Raw genomic sequence first — 17,445 nt, 5'->3', positions numbered from 1 at the left:
TTAGGGAATGTCATATTCAACCTGATTAGTTCTTAATTTATAAAATTGAAAAAGATATTTTGGTTTTGACATTGTCGAGAACGGGGACACACTCGGATTTGTTTTAAGTTGGAGGAATTTTATGAAAAAGTTTATTTTATTTTGGCAGTTATTACTTGTGATAAATTTATTTTCTCAAGACGGAAATATCAAAGAATTTAATGATTCAAAAGGAAACATCTCTGGATATTCAATGACAGATTTTGATTTTAAAGGGTATTATAAAAAAATCAAAGAATTTGAAGAAAAAATTGAAAATGGTGATGTAAAAGCAATGAATAATTTAGCAAATTTTTATGCTAAAAATGATCAAACTGAACAAGCTGAAAAGTATTATAAAATGGCAATCCAAAATGGTTCTAAAAAAGCTGAGAAAAATTTGAAGATTTTGGAAAAATTTCCACTTATGAGTGATCCGATGGTTATGGACGATTTGGCTTGGGATATTCCAATGGAAGATGCCAAAGGTGAACTGAAAATTTCAATTAGAGGATTTAAAGAAAATGGTAAAGATTTAAATGAGTATGAACGAAATAGAATGAAAGGCATTGTTAGAAAAATTTGGAATAAACTTTATGAAAGTGCAGATTTGGAATTTATTGGATATAATGATAATACAGAAAATAAAAAATTATCATTTGAAAGAGCTAAAAGACTTGCAGAGTTATTTCGTGAAAGTGGATTGAAAGATGAAATGCGAATTGTAAAAGTTTTGGGAAAAGGCTCTGAAAATTCAAGTGATACTAATGATACAGTAGAAGGAAGATATAATAATAGAAGAGTTGAAATTATTGGAAAAAATGTAGTTGAAAAAAATTTTGATTTAAGTTTATTTAATGAACTAAAAAATCAATTGGAAGATGAGTAATTTTCTTATATTTTAAAAAATTTTTTTAGCCTGATTGGCTCTTAATTTATAAAATTGAAAAAAATATCTTGGTTTTGACATTGTCGAGAACTGGGACACATTCGGATTTGTTTTAAGTTGGAGGGAGAAATGTACGATAATAAATTATTAGAGATAGATTTTTATAAAAATTCAGAAACTCATAGACTTATGTTACCATATATTGGAAGTGAGTATGAAAAATATAAAGTATTAATAGTTGGTGAAAGTCATTATCTTGGAGAAGATGATGATAGAGAAAAAGTAAAAGATTTTAAAAAATGGCTTACAGATAAAAATGAAATAAAATTAATAAAATCAGAATATATAAATACAAGATGGGTAGTAAAAGAACATTGTGATAATAACAACAAACAGCCATTTTTTTCAATGATAAAAAAAGAAATTATTAATGTAGAAAACTTTTGGAATAAAGTTTCTTTTATGAACTTTTTTATTGTTCCTTCAATAAATGGAAGTAGAGGAATAGAAGTTTCAAAAGATATAGAGGAAAAATCTTTAGAAAATTTTGAAAATGTACTTAATGTTATAAAACCTAATTACATATTATTTTTAAGTAAAAAAAGTTATTGTATTTTTGAAAGATCTAATTCAAAATTTTTAAAAAATACATTTGGTTTTGGACATCCATCTTCACCTTGGTGGAGTAGAAAAAGAAAAGATGGCAAAAAATATAAAGAAGAATTTAAAGAAAAAATAGAAGAAATATTTGATAAAAAAATTTAAAATTTAGAAAGGAAGTAAAAAATGAACTACAAAATTGCATTATTAAAAGGGGACGGAATTGGTCCAGAAATCGTTGATGAAGCGGTAAAAGTTTTGGATAAAATTGGAGAAAAATTTGGACATAAATTTGAGTATACGCAAGGATATTTGGGAGGAGAATCTATTGATAAATATGGGATTCCTTATTCCAAAGAAACTGCGAAAATTTGTAAAGAGAGTGACTCGATTTTGTTGGGGTCAGTTGGAGGGCCTAAATGGGATAATGTTGAGCCTGATAAAAGACCTGAAAAAGGACTTCTTGCGATAAGAAAAGACTTGGGAGTTTACACAAATTTAAGACCAGCGGTTTTGTTTAAGCAATTGAAAAGTGCGAGTCCTCTAAAAGATGAAATAATTGGAGAAGGGTTAGATGTAATGATAGTTAGAGAGCTTACAGGAGGAATTTATTTTGGGCCTAGAGAATATTCTGATGAAAAAGCTGTCGACACATTGCCATATACAAAAGGAGAAATTGAAAGAATTGCAAAAAAAGCATTTGAAATTGCAAAATTAAGAGGGAAAAAAATTACAAGTGTGGATAAACATAATGTTTTAGATACTTCAAAATTGTGGAGAAAAACAGTAAATGAACTTGCAAAAAATTATCCAGAAGTGGAAGTTTCCCACATGTATGTGGATAACGCTGCAATGCAATTGATTGCAAATCCAAGACAATTTGATGTAATTTTGACAGACAATATGTTTGGAGATATTTTGTCAGATGAAGCTTCAATGCTTACAGGTTCTTTAGGAATGTTGCCATCAGCAAGTTTAGGAGATGGAAAAGTTGGACTTTATGAGCCAAGCCACGGTTCAGCACCAGACATCGCTGGACAAAACATCGCAAACCCAATCGCAACAATTTTATCAGCGGCAATGATGTTAAGATACGCATTTAACTTGACAAAAGAAGCAGATGCAATTGAAAAAGCAATTGCAGAAGTATTGGAAGATGGCTTCAGAACAGCTGATATTTATACTGATGGACTGAAAAAAGTTGGAACAAAAGAAATGGGAAATGAAATTGTTAAAAGAATACAATTTTAGATAATTTAATTAAAAAATTTTAAAAAAAAATCCAAGTTTGAGAGCAATTGAATTTCTAAAAATGAATATGTAAATAAAAGTAGAAGTTTAAAGTTTAAAAAATTTTATGAAATGGTTAATAAATTGATAAAAAATATTTTATCAAAAGAGAAAAGGAACTTTTACAATGAAATGTATAAATTTTTTTATAGATGAAGCAGAAGAAATCGATAAAAAGGTAAATTTTAGTGGACAAACCTTTTTACATTTTAATAAATGGAAAGAGAGTTTATAAAAAATGAAAAATTATAAAGAATTAGAAAAAATATTATTTTCAATGGATGGAAAAAGTTATTCGGCGTATAAGTCGCTTAAAGGGGAATATAGGTTTGAAAAGTATATTCTTGCGATTGATCACGTTCAGTCGGATCCTTATGCTCCGCCTTCAAAAATGAGAATTATAATGGATAGAAAAATTTGCGGGATTCCTTATGAACTGACAGATACGAAGGATAAGAATATTGCAGTTTCGGATTTTCTTACGAGAAATTTTTACAGAGAAATTCAGAAAAGTGGGAATGACAGTACAGGAACTGGGGGAAGTGGAAGAATTTTTATTGACAGATGCGGACAGGAAATTCTGGAAAGAACTTCAGTTCTGATAAAGGGAGATAAAGTTGAAGTGAGGTTTGAAATGGGGATGCCTGCGAAAGGTAGACGGATAATGGGAAAAGCTGCACAGAAAATTATTTTTGAGCAGTTGCCTGAAATTGTAGAAAAATCCATTATTTATGATAATTTGAATAAAAAAGCGTTAAATGAGCAGGTAATTCTAGTACTGGATCAGGAATATGCAAGAAAAATGTTGAAAGAAAAAGGGCTTGTTGCATTTGTGGCTAATGATTCTGTGCTTCCACGTGAAAGTGGAGTTTCGGATAGACCTATGAAAAATGCAGTTAAGTTTAAAAGTCCAGAAAAATTTGAAATTACATTAAAGCTTCCGAGCGGTAAAGAAGTAAGTGGAATGGGTATTCCAAAAGGAATTACGCTAATTGTGGGTGGAGGTTATCACGGTAAATCCACGTTGCTTGCAGCACTTGAAAGAGGGGTTTACAATCACATTGCTCAAGATGGGAGAGAATTCATAATTTCTGAATCAGATGCGGTAAAAATACGTGCGGAAGATGGAAGAAATGTGGAAAAGGTGAATATAAGCGGATTTATTAATAATTTGCCACAAAATAAGGATACAAGGGCTTTTTCGACTGAAAATGCGAGCGGAAGCACATCGCAGGCGGCAAATGTGGCAGAAGCACTGGAATATGGGACTTCTTTGCTTCTAATAGATGAGGACACTTCGGCTACCAATTTTATGATTCGTGATGGAAGAATGCAGAAACTTGTAGCAAAGGAAAAAGAGCCGATAACACCGTTTATTGACAGGGTAAAGGAACTTTATGACAATTTTGGAGTTTCTACGATATTGATTGTCGGTGGCTCTGGAGATTATTTTGATGTGGCAAATCACATTATAATGATGGATGAATATGTGCCAAAAGATGTGACAGAAAAAGCAAAAGAGATTGCAAAATTGGATGAAAACAAGAGAGAATTTTCTTCAAATGATAAATTTCAAGGAGTTACACAGCGTATTCCACTCAAAAAAAGTTTTTCACAATCTGGAAAACTGGATAAAACAAAAGCCAAAGGGAAATACAGCATTCTGTATGGAAAAGAATTAATCGACATTTCAGGGCTGGAGCAACTTGTGGATGACAGCCAGACAAACTGCATTGCTGTAATGATTGACTATTTTAAAAATAAGGTGCTGGATGAAAAATTGACACTTTCACAAGCGGCTGACAGGATTTATGAAAAGATTGAAAAGGGCGGGCTTGATTCGATTTCTTCGTACACAGGGCATCCAGGGAATTTAGCATTGCCTAGAAAGCAGGAATTTTGTGCTGCGGTGAATAGGTATAGAAAGCTTAGGATAAAATAGTTTGTTATTTTTTGCTTGAAAAGGAAATTTTTAATTCTGTCAAGTTTTTTCATTGAAAGATGGGAGGTGTTACTTCGAGTGGCAATTGAATAATCACGTAAAAGTAGAATTTTAGCAATGAAAAATGAAAAAGCAAGAAATAAAATGAATAAAAAAAGAAAGGAGAGTATGATATTTGTATAATTATTTGTATATTTATCATACATAGTCTTTATGAAAAAAACTGGTGAAATTTTACATTATGAAAACATAACTTTCAGACGAGAAGGAAGAGAAATTTTAAAAGGTGTTGACTGGCACATAAATAAAGGAGAAAACTGGGCTTTATTAGGTTTAAATGGTTCTGGAAAATCCACTCTTTTGGGAATGATTCCGGCTTATAATTTTCCAACTTCAGGAGAAGTGCGAGTTTTTGGTCATAAATTTGGAAATTATGCTTGGACAAAGATTCGTGACAGAGTTGGTTTTGTGAGTTCCGCTTTGAATAATTTTTTGAGCACGTTAAATTCGCAAAAATTGGAAGATATTGTAATTTCTGGGAAATTTAGTTCGATTGGAATTTATCAAGAAGTTACAGATGAAGATAGAAAGAAAGCTGAAAAAATAATTGAAGATTTTGGGATAACTTATATTAAGGACAAATATTTTGCAACATTATCACAAGGGGAGCAAAGACGGACATTGCTTGCCCGAGCATTTATGAATGAGCCAGATTTGCTGATTTTAGATGAGCCGTGTTCAGGACTAGATGTGAAAGCAAGAGAATATTTGCTGTCAGTTTTGGAAAAAAATTCTAAAAATGAAAATGCAGTTCCATTTATTTATGTGACGCATCAAATTGAGGAAGTGATTCCAGCGATAACTCATGTAGCTCTTTTGAAAGATGGAAAAGTTTTTGCAAAAGGTAGAAAAAAAGATATTTTGATAGACAAAATTTTGTCAGAAATGTTCGAGATGCCAGTAAAAATCGTTTGGGAAAATGATAGACCTTGGCTGATTGTGAAATAATAAAAAAATTGCTGTGTGTATTGTTCGTTTCGAGGGACTCGAACCCACAAGGAGAAAACTCCACAGCCAGTTTAGAAGTAGGAACAATTTATTGACAGCAATTTTTTGTAAATATTTTTCAAAATATAAACTGATAATTATTAAGACTACCAGTAAATCTACTTTAATAATATCATAAAAATTGATAAATATCAAATGAAGTTTTTAGAAAATTATTTTTATTTATTCTTAAAATATAAATATTAAATAAATTTAAAAATATATAAAATATATTATTATATTAAAAAAAAATATTTGCAAATATTTTTAAAAAGTGTATAATATACATATAAAAAAATTTAGGAGGATTTTAAAATGGCAGGAAACATTTTAGGAACAACAGTTTATTATGATGCTGATTGTGATTTAAGTAAATTGGAAGGTAAAAAAATTACAGTTTTAGGGTATGGTTCACAAGGGCATGCTCACTCACTAAACTTAAGAGAAGGTGGATTTGATGTAACTGTTGGACTTAGAAAAGGTTCTAAATCTTGGGATGCAGCTACAGAAGCTGGATTTACAGTTAAGGAAACTGCAGATGCTGTAAAAGGTGCAGATATAGTTATGATCTTAATTCCAGATGAGTTACAAGCAGAAGTTTATGCAAAAGACATTGCACCAAACTTAAAAGAAGGAGCATACATTGCATTCGGACACGGATTTAATATTCATTTTAAAAAAATAGTTCCAAGAGATGATATAAGTGTATTTATGGTAGCTCCTAAAGGACCTGGACACTTAGTAAGAAGAACTTTCCAAGAAGGAAGCGGAGTGCCTTGCTTAGTAGCAGTGGAAAAAGATCCAGCAGGAGATGCTATGGAAGTGGCTAAAGCTTGGGCATCAGCAATCGGTGGTGGAAGAAGCGGAATTCTTGAAACTACATTTAGACAAGAAACAGAAACTGACTTATTCGGAGAACAAGTAGTATTATGTGGTGGAGTTGTAGAACTTATGAAAGTTGGATTTGAAGTGTTGACAGAAGCTGGATATGACCCAGTAAATGCTTATTTTGAATGTATTCACGAAATGAAGCTTATCGTAGACTTAATTTATGAAGGTGGATTTGCTACAATGAGAAATTCTATTTCAAATACAGCTGAATACGGAGATTACTTAACTGGACCAAAAATTATTACAAAAGAAACTAAAGAAGCTATGAGAGGAATTTTAAAAGATATTCAATCAGGAAAATTTGCTAACGACTTCTTAGCTGACTACAAAGCTGGACAACCATTCTTAAAGGAAAAAAGACAAGAATTTGCTAATCATGGCGTAGAAAAAGTTGGAGCAGAATTAAGAAAACTTATGCCTTGGATTAAAAAATAATTAATTATTAATACAATTAATTTAAAAGATAATAATAAAGCACTCTAAAATTAGGGTGTTTTATTTTTATATATTTTTATAAAAAAATCATTTTAAAGTAGTAAATTTATTGACAAAAAGTGATAAAAAATGATAAAATAACTTTATATTAATGGTTTCGGAGTTAATCGCTTAAAAAATTTTTTAAGAGGAAAGTCTGGACTTCACAGGGGAAGGAGACAGTTAACGGCTGTTGAGAGAAATCTTAAGGAAAGTGCCACAGAAAATAGACCGCCTGTTTAGGTAAGGGTGAAAAGGTAGTGTAAGAGACTACCGGTAATTTAAGCAATTAAATTAGCCTGGTAAACCCCTCCTGAAGCAAGAATAAGTAGAAAAGTGAAAAGAGGTTCCCCGCCTTTACTTTGATGGGTAATTCGCTAAAGTTAATAAGTGATTATTAATTTAGATAAATGATTGACTAATACAGAATCCGGCTTATACCGAGACCTAATTTTAGAAATAGTTTATAAAATAACTACTCAAAGGAAATATAGTAAAAAATAACTATATCTTTGGGTTATTTTTTTAGTTTTTATAGAAAATAAATTTTTGAAAAAAAATAGGCGGATGATTATGAAAAAAAAAGAAAATGTAGTGAAAAAAGTAAAAATTGTGAAAAGTGAATATGCAAATGAAGAATTACTTAAAAACTTTTATAATTATTTAAAAGAAAGTGAAATATTGGAAGTGGAAGATGTGAAGGAAGCAGATTTGTTAATTTCACTAGGTGGAGACGGGACAATGTTAAAAGCTGCAAAAGAAGCGATTATATCAGACATTCCAATTCTTGCGATTAATCTTGGTTCGCTTGGATATTTAGTCGAAATAAATCCAGAAAATGCGGTTGAAATGTTAAAAAATTATCAAAAAAATGAAAATTATAAGATAGAAAACCGTTCACTTATGGAAGTAAAATACAACGGTAACACATTTTATGCGCTAAATGAGCTTGTGATAACAAAAGGTGGTCATGAAGCTCACTTAATTCAGGTGGAAGTTTTCTCAAATGGAATTTTTGTAAATAAGTATAGAGCAGATGGAATTATAGTTGCAACACCAACTGGCTCAACAGCTTATTCTTTGTCAGCTGGAGGTTCAATTGTCCATCCAAATTTAAACGCTTTGATAATAACGCCACTATCTCCACAAAGTTTGACTGCTAGGCCAATTGTTATAAATGGATGTGAAACATTGAGCTTCAAGGCGACTTCAAGAGAAGCCGAAGTTCATTTGAACATAGATGGAAATTTGTGGTTCGGAATTAAGCCGGAAGATGAGCTTTTGGCTACCCTGTCGAGTAAAAAAATAAAAATAATTAAACCTATAAACAGCAATTATTTTGGTATTTTGAGAGAAAAATTAAAATGGGGAGATTTTGTTTTATAAAATTAGTGAATGAAAGGAAAAGGATGTTAAGAGAGTTAAGATTGAATAATTTGGCGATAATAAAAAATTTGGATTTGGAATTTAGCAAAAATTTTGTTGCGCTGACTGGGGAAACTGGAGCTGGAAAATCTATTATTTTGGACGGAATATCGCTTCTAATTGGTGAGAGAAGCCATCTGGAAATGATTAGAAATGGGGAAGAGAGTCTTTTTGCCGAAGGAATTTTTGAAATTACTGAAAAACAAAAAAAAAGATTGAATGAACTTGGGTTTGAGATAAATGACGACGAACTTATTGTGACTAGAACTTTTGATAAAAATTCTAAATCTAAAATTACAGTGAATGGGACACGGGTTACATTGTCAAAATTGAAGGAAATGATGGAGAATATTATAGACTTAGTTGGTCAGCATGAACATCAGTCACTTTTAAACAGTGAGTTTCATCTAAATTTGCTGGATAGATTCTTGGATGATGCGGGAAAAAATTTGTTAAAAGAAGTCAAAAAAAATGTGGATGAAATAAAAAAAGTAAATTTAAAAATTGAAAAAATTGAAGAGCAAAAGGCAAAGCTTTTAGAAAAAAAAGATGTTTTGGAATTTCAGTTTAACGAAATAAATGATTTGGATTTGAAAATAAATGAAGATAGTGAGCTGGAAGAAGAATATAAAATTTTGTTTAATTCAGGAAAAATTAGTGAAAAGCTGGAAGAGTCTTCACAGTGGTTAAAAGAAGGGGATTTTTCAATTTTGTCGGCTCTTGGAAAAGTTAGAAAAAATTTGGAGCAGCTGTCGGATTTGTCAGAAATTTATGGAGAGTTATCAGAAAAAGTGGAATCTATCGTCTATGAAGTCGAAGAAGTTTCCTATTCCATCAATAATTTTATTGGAGATGTGGAAGAAGTGAATGACACGAAACTTGAAAAAGTTGTGAAAAGAATTGATAAAATTAATAAATTAAAATTGAAATATGGTGCGACAATTGGAGAAATTTTGGAGTATAAAGATAAAATTTTAAAAGACTTAAATTTTATAAATTTTGAAAATGATGAGCTTGAAAATTTGAAAGAAGAAAAAAAAGAACTTATTAAAAAATATTTTGAAAATGGTGAAAAGTTAAGCGAAATGCGAGAAAATATAGCTTGTGCGCTTCAAAATACAATTGATATTCAGCTTTATGATTTAAATATGGAAAGTGCTAAATTTCAAGTGTCAATTCAGAAAAATAATGAAATTACACCAAATGGAATAAATAAAGTGGAATTTTTGATTAAGACAAATGTCGGAGAAAATTTTAAGCCGCTTGTAAAAATTGCGTCTGGCGGAGAAGTTTCTCGGATAATGTTGGCACTAAAAACAGTATTTTCTGAGGTTGACAATATTTCTGTTTTAATTTTTGACGAGATTGACACGGGAATTTCTGGCGAAACAGTGAGAAAAGTCGCACAAAAATTAAAAGAACTTTCAAAAAATACGCAAATTATTTGTGTCACACATTCTCCACAAATTGCTGGGTCTGCAAATCAGCAATTTTTGATAAAAAAAGAAATAGAAAATAATTTTACTGAAACTAAAGTGCGGGAGCTTAACGAAAATGAGAGAATTCGTGAAATAGCAAGAATAATTTCGGGAGATAATATAACGCAAGTTTCGATTAATCACGCAAAGGAAATAATGGAAAAACAATTAAAAAAGAAAAAAGATGGATGTTTAAAATGGGAAAAGATTTGGAAAAAGAAAAAAAATTGAAGAATAAAGAAAATTTAAAAACCGAAAAAAATTTGAAGATCAAAAGAAAAAATAATATTTTGATAAAAGAATTTTTAAATTTTTTGGAATTTGAAAAAGGCGATTCTGAACGAACATTGATTGGCTATAAAAGGGATTTGAAGCAATTTTTAGATTTTTTTTCAAAAAGTTTTGATAAAATTTTGGAAGAAGATGTAATTGAGTTTGCTCAACATATTTCAAAAAAATTAAAAGAAAGTTCGATTTTGCGAAAAATGTCGGTAATAAAATCATTTTATAAATTTTGCTACTTAAATAATTTCGTCACAAATGATCCAACTTATGCAATTAAAAATTTAAGAAAATCGAATTATTTAAAAAGTAAAAATAAAAATGAAAATGAAATTTTTACAAAAGAAAAAAAATCCAAATTAAAAAAAATTTATGACGACATAAAGTTAGGAGACGATTAAAAATGAATGAAAAAAAGGAATTAAACAAAAATAGGAATGAAAAATCTAGAATTTTAATGATGTCAATCATAGCATATTTTGCAGTTTTTGTGTTAAAAAAAATTGATGTTGTTTCAAATTATATGGGAATTGTGCTTATGATTTTACTATATGTATATGCAAATTATAATCTTATAAATATATTTTTTATAAGTAAAAGAACGACATTTAAAATATATATATTTTTATTTTTAGAAGTAATTTATTTTTTTACAGGAGCATTCTCATTGGCAAGTATAGCCGTGTATCTAATTTTGCTATGGATTTTAGATTATTCAATTATAAAAGATGAAGGGCGTGAGGAAACTCCTAGAATAAATAGATTTTTTCAAATTTATATAGTGTTTAAAGTAGTTTTTATACTTACAATGATATTTTTTATGTAAAAAAATAAATATTTTTGACTTGACAAAAAACGATTACTGTTGTAAACTATTAATATAGGTTACAAATGTAGTCGTTTTATTTTTAAATTTTTTAAAGGTGGGATTTTTATGGAAGAGAAATATCATATAACTGATTCAGAATGGGAAATAATGAGAGTTGTATGGGCAAATGATGAAGTTACGAGTAACTTTGTCTTTGAAGTTCTGGGGGAGAAGATGAACTGGAAGCGGACGACGGTTAAAACGTTGCTTAATAGGCTTTTGGAGCGAAAAATTTTGAAAAAGCGGGAAATTGGGAATAAATATCTTTATTCCACGGAATACACGGAAAAGGAAGTCGCCCAAATTTATATTTTGGGAACTTTTAAAAAGATTTGCGATACAAAAGTTGGAAAAATGATAGCTTGTGTGATTGAAAATAGTGAGCTTAGTTTTGACGATTTAGAAATTATTTTAAAAGCGGTGGAAGTAAAAAAAGAAAGTGCAGTTTCAAAAGTTTTGTGCAAATGTTTGAAGGGACAGTGTAATTGTGAAAAAAATGGGCATTTGCATATTTAGAAAATTTTTAAAATAAAGGAGATGGAAAAATGGAAAATTCAGAAAAAACAAAAAAAGTTTACACAGTCACTGGGATGAATTGTGCGGCGTGTGCTTTGACAGTTGAAAAAGCGGTAAATAAATGCGATGGAATTGATGCAACTGTAAATTTGGCGACTGAAAAAATGACTGTGAACTTTGATGAAAATAAATATAATTTTGCAAAAATTAGAGAAATAGTTGAAAAGAGCGGATATGGGCTTATAGAAAATGTTTCGGAAGAAGAAAAAGTTAAGATGTATCAGGATAAAATAAAAGAAATGAAGAAAAAACTGATTCTTGCAATTATTTTTTCTGTACCGCTACTTTACATTTCGATGGGACATCATATGATGGGAGCGCCAGTTCCAAGATTTTTAAATCACAAGGAACATCCACTAAATTTTGCATTGGCACAATTGGTATTTGTTATACCGATTATATATGCGGGAAGAGATTTTTTCACACACGGAATAAAAAATATTTTTAGAAAATCTCCAAATATGGATTCGCTTATTGCAATGGGTTCAGGAGCAGCTTTGGTTTATAGTTTAATTTCGACAGCTGCAGCGATATTGGATCCCAAAAATGCACATCATTACGCAATGGACTTGCACTATGAGTCAGCTGGAATCATAATAACTTTAATTTCATTGGGAAAATTATTGGAAGCTAGAACAAAAGGGCAAACTTCGTCAGCAATAAAAAAACTGATTGGATTGCAGCCAAAAAAAGCAAAAATCATTGAAAATGGTGCAGAAAAAGAAGTTATGATAGAAAATCTGAGTGTTGGAAATATTGTTGCTGTAAAACCGGGAGAAAAAATAGCGGTTGATGGAATTATAACTGAAGGAACTACATCAGTTGATGAATCAATGTTGACTGGAGAAAGTTTGCCAGTTACAAAAAATGTGGGAGATAAAGTTATCGGTGGAAGTATAAATAAAAATGGGAGCATTAAATTTGAAGCGACAGAAATTGGGAAAAATACGATGTTGTCGCAAATAATAAAATTGGTGGAAGAAGCTCAAGGATCAAAAGCGCCAATTTCAAGAATGGCTGATACTGTCGCTGGATATTTTGTTCCGATAGTTATGGGAATTGCACTAGTTACTGGACTTGCATGGTACATTTTTGATGCGGGATTAGTTACATCACTTTCATTTTTTATTTCAGTTTTAGTAATTGCCTGTCCGTGTGCATTGGGACTTGCTACACCTACATCTATAATGGTTGGAACTGGAAAAGGAGCTGAAAACGGAATACTTATTAAAAGTGGAGAAGCTTTGGAAACAACTCATAAAATAAAAACGGTCGTATTTGATAAAACTGGAACAATTACCGAAGGAAAACCTGTTTTGACGGATTTTGTAACTTTTGGTAAAAATTATTCGGAAAAAGAGCTACAAAAAATTGCGGCTAGTGTGGAAAGAAAATCGGAACATCCGTTGGCACAAGCTGTGGTAAATGGAATTTTAGAAAAAAATGAGTTTTTGGAAAATGAATTTTTTGATTGTGAAAGTTTTCGTGCAATGCCGGGATATGGGATTAGAGTGAAAGTGAAAATTGATGGAGAAGTTAAAGAAGTGCAAATTGGGAATAAAAAATTGATGGATAACAGAAAAATTGATACAGAAATTGCACAGAAAGATTACAATGAGTTTTCTGGCGAAGGAAAGACACCGATGTATATGTCGATTGAAAAAGAACTTGTGGCACTTGTGGCAGTTGCCGATGTGATTAAAAAAACAAGTGCTGATGCAATTTGTGAACTTCATAAAATGGGAATAAAGACGATAATGCTCACAGGAGACAATGAAAAAACAGCAAAATTTATTGCGAAACAAGCTGGGATAGACGAAGTGATTTCAGATGTGCTGCCACACCAAAAGGCTTCTAAAATTAAGGAGTTACAGGAAAATGGTGAGTTTGTAGCAATGGTGGGAGATGGAATAAATGACTCTCCAGCATTAGCTCAGGCAAATGTTGGAATTGCGATTGGAAGTGGAACGGATGTTGCGATAGAGTCGGCAGATATTGTACTTATTAAAAACGACTTAAAAGATGTGGCAAGAGCTATGAAATTAAGTAAAGCAACGATTACAAATATAAAGCAGAATTTGTTCTGGGCCTTTTTTTACAATGTGATTGGAATCCCAATTGCCACAGGAATCTTTTATGCTTTATTTAATGGACCTAAATTAGACCCAATGATCGCAGCTTTTGCAATGTCATTTAGTTCGGTTTCAGTTTTGGCAAATGCATTGAGATTAAAAGTTTTAAAATTATAAAAATAAAAAAATTTTTTAGCAAGAGGTTAAGTACCTTTTCACCAAACAAATAGAATTTAACATAAGTCGCTAATTGGCGACTTTTTTTAAAAGATAGATTATATAATAAAATGCAACAAACTTTGAAATAAAATAGAACTAATGATAATTTCATGTTAAAATGTTAGTAACTGCAAAAACATTAACAAAAGGAAATTTATCATGTGAGTCGTAAATATTTTACTATAAATGAAAGAAATAAACTAGAGGTTTTGCTAAAAGAAAATTACAAAATAACGAGAATCACTGAGATTCTTAAAAAAGATAGAGCTACTATTTATCGGGAAATTAAAAGATTTATTAGATGCTTTAAGAAGAAAGGGGGAAAAAATGAAGACTAGAGAAGCAAGAGGAAAATTTAACATTGGAAAGTCAATTGATGAGAGGTCAGAAGAAGTTAAGACAAAAAAAACTTTTGGGCATTGGGAGTTTGATTCTGAAGTCTTGCCAAGAGAAGGAAGCAAAGACTGTTTACAATATTTGTAGAGTTAAAGATGAAATTTTATGTAGCAATAAAAATGGCAGATGGAAGTAAGAACTCAATGTTTGGAAACAAAAAGCAACTGGCATCAAATATCCCAAAAGAAGTTAAACTTTATTGCTCGTGGTAGAGAGGCTGCAACGAAAAAAATAACAGCCTTCTGAGAGAATATTATTCAAAGAAGGTCAATATATCAAAAGTAGAAACAGAAGACTTGATAAGCACCTTAACGCTAATAAATTCAAGACTTAGAAAATGTTTGAACTATGCAGCACCATTTGAAAAATTTTTATATGAAATTAAATTTTAGGAAATCTAAAAAAATGTTGTATTTAATATTGCAATTTATGAAAAATTTAAACTAATTTATTGAAAAAAAAATCTATATATAGTAAAATCTTTAGTATAGGAGGAAAAATGAAAATCTCAGAATTTATTAGTGAAAGTGCAATCGAGATGTTAAGGCGGAAGATGAAAAGTTTGAAAGAAGATATGATTTTTCGTGGAATACCCGATGAAAATGGAATTGTTACCGATATTGAAATCATCGTAGCAAATGAAATTGATTCTATTGCGTCTGTATTAAAAAAAATGAAAAAAAATGAAGTTATAATAAGAGTGTATCCCAGAGAATTGGTACCGTCTGACACTGATGTTAAGATTGCACAAATTTATGGAGAAGCGGGCGGAGCATTTTATATTATTAATGTTGATGTCAGTGAAATAAACGCGGTTGTTTCCTTAAAAAAATTTAATAAAATAAACATAGATGAATTTTTTAGTGAAAAAGGTGTGATTGAAAAAAATATTTCAAATTTTGAACTGCGACATGAGCAATATGAGATGGCAAAATGTATTGAAAAAAGTATGAATGAAAATGTAAAATTAATAGTTGAAGCAGGAACTGGAACTGGAAAAACAATAGCTTACTTACTTCCAACATTGCTGTATGCACTAGAAAATGATTTAAAAGTGATAGTTTCGACAAATACGATTAATTTGCAGGAGCAGCTTTTAAATAAAGATATTCCTTTGATAAAAAAAATTGTGGGAGCTGATTTTAATTATCAGATTGTAAAAGGACGTGGAAATTATCTTTGCAAAAGAAAATTATATAATATTGATATTTTTGAAATTGAAAACGAGCCAGAAGAAACAAAAAAAGAAAAGAAAATAATAAAAAATTTGATAGAATGGGACAAGAGCATAGCTAAAAATGGAGATAGAGGCGAATTGAAATACGAGATTTCAAGCAAAATCTGGGAAAAAGTGAACAGCGAAGCTGATATGTGCAAAGGCTCAAAATGTCCGTATTACTCAAAATGCTATTTTTTTGCAGCTAGAAAAAATATCTCAAATGCGACACTTTTAATTGTAAACCATCATATGTTTTTTGCAGATCTTGCGATACGGAATCAATCAGGATTTTATACAAATTATTCGATTCTACCAAATTACGATATAGTAGTTTTTGATGAAGCGCACAATATAGAGGATACAGCTAGAAATTATTTTACAGTAGAAACTTCAAAAATTGCTTTTGGCAGGCTTATAGGTCAAATTTTTAACAGAAAATCTACTGGAGTGAATAATGCTGGAGTACTTCCCAAATTGTCATCATATTTAAATGAAAATTTGGATGCAAGTGAATATGAAAAAATTGATGGATTAAAAGAAGATGTCGTGTCGGAATTAAATAGTTTTTATGACAAGGGAATGGAAATTTTAACTGCTCTTACTAAGTTTTTTTTGCGTGGAAAAGAGCAAAGTGAAGTTAAAGCAAAAATTGACAGAAAAAGTTTAATTTCTGATAAAAATTTTAAAAAAATAATAAAAATGAATGTTAGTTTTAGAGAAAAAAATGGAAATTTGAGTTTGAAAATAAATAAATTTTTAAATGCGGTTAATAAATATAAATTGGAAGATAATGAGGGCTACATATTTGAATTTGCGAGATATTCTGAGAGATTGAAACAATTTTTTAAAAAGTTTGAATTTATTTTTGAAGGAGAAGAAGAAGGTTATGTCTATTGGACTGAAATTACAACGAAGCGTTCAAATATAAAATTGTATGCGACCCCTTTTGACATATCGAAAGAATTAAATGAAAATTTGATTTCAAAACTTGACAGAATGATATTTACTTCGGCAACTCTTGCTGTTGACAATAAATTTGACTACTATAAAAGAAATATTGGACTTAAAAATGAAAAAAATAAAAAAATTGAAGAAAAAATAATAAAATCGCCATTTAACTATGAAAAACAAATGAAAGTTTTTATTCCTGCTGATGCGCTTGATCCGTCAAATTTGGAATTTATGAGAGATTTGCACGATTTTATTGTGAAAAGTATAAAAGCGACAAAAGGACATTGCTTTTTGTTATTTACTTCTTATAGCACTCTAAATTATTTATTTAATAGTTTAAAAAATTATTTTCCAAAAGAAGATTATACTTTGATTAAGCAAAATGATTATCCTAGACACGAAATGATAAGACTTTTTAAAACTTCTAAAAATCCAGTATTGTTTGGAACAGACAGTTTCTGGGAAGGCGTAGATGTGCAAGGAGATCAGCTGAAAATGGTAATTATAACAAAATTGCCGTTTAAGGTGCCAAGCGATCCAGTGACTGAAGCTATTATAGAAAATATTAAGAAGAATGGTAAAAACGCATTTACTGAATATCAAGTCCCACAAGCTGTCATAAAGTTTAAACAGGGAATTGGAAGACTTATCAGGAGTAAAACTGATACTGGGAGTATAATAATCTTGGATAACAGGGTGATAAAAAAAAGATATGGACAAAATTTTTTAAAAGTTTTGCCTAAAAATATTGTTATAGATAATAGAAAAGAAATAATAAAAATAATGAAATAGTGAGAAAGGAGAGAAA

Annotated in this window: 15 protein-coding genes, 1 other RNA gene and 2 pseudogenes; all 18 read left to right on the top strand. The window is 30.3% G+C overall.

Annotated elements, in window-relative coordinates; translation table 11 throughout:
* Positions 1–2 precede the first annotated feature (2 nt).
* Positions 3–107: pseudogene (locus AB8B22_RS07025) on the top strand (type II toxin-antitoxin system mRNA interferase toxin, RelE/StbE family); the annotation flags it as partial.
* A 14-nt stretch (positions 108–121) separates the two neighbouring features.
* Positions 122–907, top strand: a complete 786-nt coding sequence (locus AB8B22_RS07020; protein ID WP_369710575.1) for an OmpA family protein — start codon at positions 122–124, stop codon at positions 905–907.
* Between the two features lie 29 nt (positions 908–936).
* Positions 937–1,023, top strand: a pseudogene (locus AB8B22_RS07015) (type II toxin-antitoxin system mRNA interferase toxin, RelE/StbE family); the annotation flags it as partial.
* A gap of 13 nt (positions 1,024–1,036) precedes the next feature.
* The gene (locus AB8B22_RS07010; RefSeq protein WP_369710574.1) at positions 1,037–1,672 is read left to right on the top strand and encodes a hypothetical protein; all 636 of its coding nucleotides are present in this window, start codon (positions 1,037–1,039) and stop codon (positions 1,670–1,672) included.
* Between the two features lie 21 nt (positions 1,673–1,693).
* Positions 1,694–2,758 (top strand): 3-isopropylmalate dehydrogenase, encoded by a 1,065-nt coding sequence (leuB, locus tag AB8B22_RS07005; protein ID WP_369710573.1) that lies wholly within the window; start codon positions 1,694–1,696, stop codon positions 2,756–2,758.
* 277 nt (positions 2,759–3,035) lie between these two features.
* Positions 3,036–4,739 (top strand): ABC-ATPase domain-containing protein, encoded by a 1,704-nt coding sequence (locus AB8B22_RS07000; protein ID WP_369710572.1) that lies wholly within the window; start codon positions 3,036–3,038, stop codon positions 4,737–4,739.
* 213 nt (positions 4,740–4,952) lie between these two features.
* On the top strand, positions 4,953–5,747 hold the full coding sequence (locus AB8B22_RS06995; RefSeq protein ID WP_369710571.1) for an ABC transporter ATP-binding protein: 795 nt from the start codon (positions 4,953–4,955) through the stop codon (positions 5,745–5,747).
* Between the two features lie 354 nt (positions 5,748–6,101).
* Positions 6,102–7,112, top strand: coding sequence for a ketol-acid reductoisomerase (gene ilvC, locus AB8B22_RS06990; protein ID WP_094080095.1), 1,011 nt, complete (start codon positions 6,102–6,104; stop codon positions 7,110–7,112).
* Positions 7,113–7,263: 151 nt separating this feature from the next.
* Positions 7,264–7,605: RNase P RNA component class A (gene rnpB / locus AB8B22_RS06985), an RNA gene on the top strand.
* A gap of 95 nt (positions 7,606–7,700) precedes the next feature.
* Positions 7,701–8,537, top strand: a complete 837-nt coding sequence (locus AB8B22_RS06980) for an NAD(+)/NADH kinase (RefSeq protein WP_369710570.1) — start codon at positions 7,701–7,703, stop codon at positions 8,535–8,537.
* Between the two features lie 5 nt (positions 8,538–8,542).
* On the top strand, positions 8,543–10,285 hold the full coding sequence (recN, locus tag AB8B22_RS06975; RefSeq protein ID WP_369710569.1) for a DNA repair protein RecN: 1,743 nt from the start codon (positions 8,543–8,545) through the stop codon (positions 10,283–10,285).
* Positions 10,252–10,737, top strand: a complete 486-nt coding sequence (locus tag AB8B22_RS06970) for a tyrosine-type recombinase/integrase (protein WP_369710568.1) — start codon at positions 10,252–10,254, stop codon at positions 10,735–10,737. Before recN ends, AB8B22_RS06970 begins: the two co-directional genes overlap by 34 nt.
* A gap of 2 nt (positions 10,738–10,739) precedes the next feature.
* Positions 10,740–11,162 (top strand): phospholipid phosphatase, encoded by a 423-nt coding sequence (locus AB8B22_RS06965; RefSeq protein WP_094080098.1) that lies wholly within the window; start codon positions 10,740–10,742, stop codon positions 11,160–11,162.
* A 108-nt stretch (positions 11,163–11,270) separates the two neighbouring features.
* Positions 11,271–11,720, top strand: coding sequence for a CopY/TcrY family copper transport repressor (locus AB8B22_RS06960; protein ID WP_369710567.1), 450 nt, complete (start codon positions 11,271–11,273; stop codon positions 11,718–11,720).
* Between the two features lie 29 nt (positions 11,721–11,749).
* Positions 11,750–14,029 (top strand): heavy metal translocating P-type ATPase, encoded by a 2,280-nt coding sequence (locus AB8B22_RS06955; protein WP_369710566.1) that lies wholly within the window; start codon positions 11,750–11,752, stop codon positions 14,027–14,029.
* 203 nt (positions 14,030–14,232) lie between these two features.
* Positions 14,233–14,409, top strand: a complete 177-nt coding sequence (locus AB8B22_RS06950; RefSeq protein ID WP_369710565.1) for a helix-turn-helix domain-containing protein — start codon at positions 14,233–14,235, stop codon at positions 14,407–14,409.
* Positions 14,399–14,554 carry a hypothetical protein gene (locus AB8B22_RS06945; RefSeq protein WP_369710564.1) on the top strand — a complete coding sequence of 52 codons (156 nt, stop codon included), beginning with the start codon at positions 14,399–14,401 and terminating at the stop codon, positions 14,552–14,554. Before AB8B22_RS06950 ends, AB8B22_RS06945 begins: the two co-directional genes overlap by 11 nt.
* 412 nt (positions 14,555–14,966) lie before the next feature.
* The gene (locus AB8B22_RS06940) at positions 14,967–17,429 is read left to right on the top strand and encodes an ATP-dependent DNA helicase (protein WP_369710563.1); all 2,463 of its coding nucleotides are present in this window, start codon (positions 14,967–14,969) and stop codon (positions 17,427–17,429) included.
* Positions 17,430–17,445 lie beyond the last annotated feature (16 nt).

Source organism: Leptotrichia rugosa, assembly GCF_041200005.1.
In the GTDB taxonomy this organism is placed as follows: domain Bacteria; phylum Fusobacteriota; class Fusobacteriia; order Fusobacteriales; family Leptotrichiaceae; genus Leptotrichia; species Leptotrichia rugosa.
The sequence above is the reverse complement of the archived record's forward strand: the minus strand, read 5'-3'. Positions and strand labels throughout refer to the sequence as shown.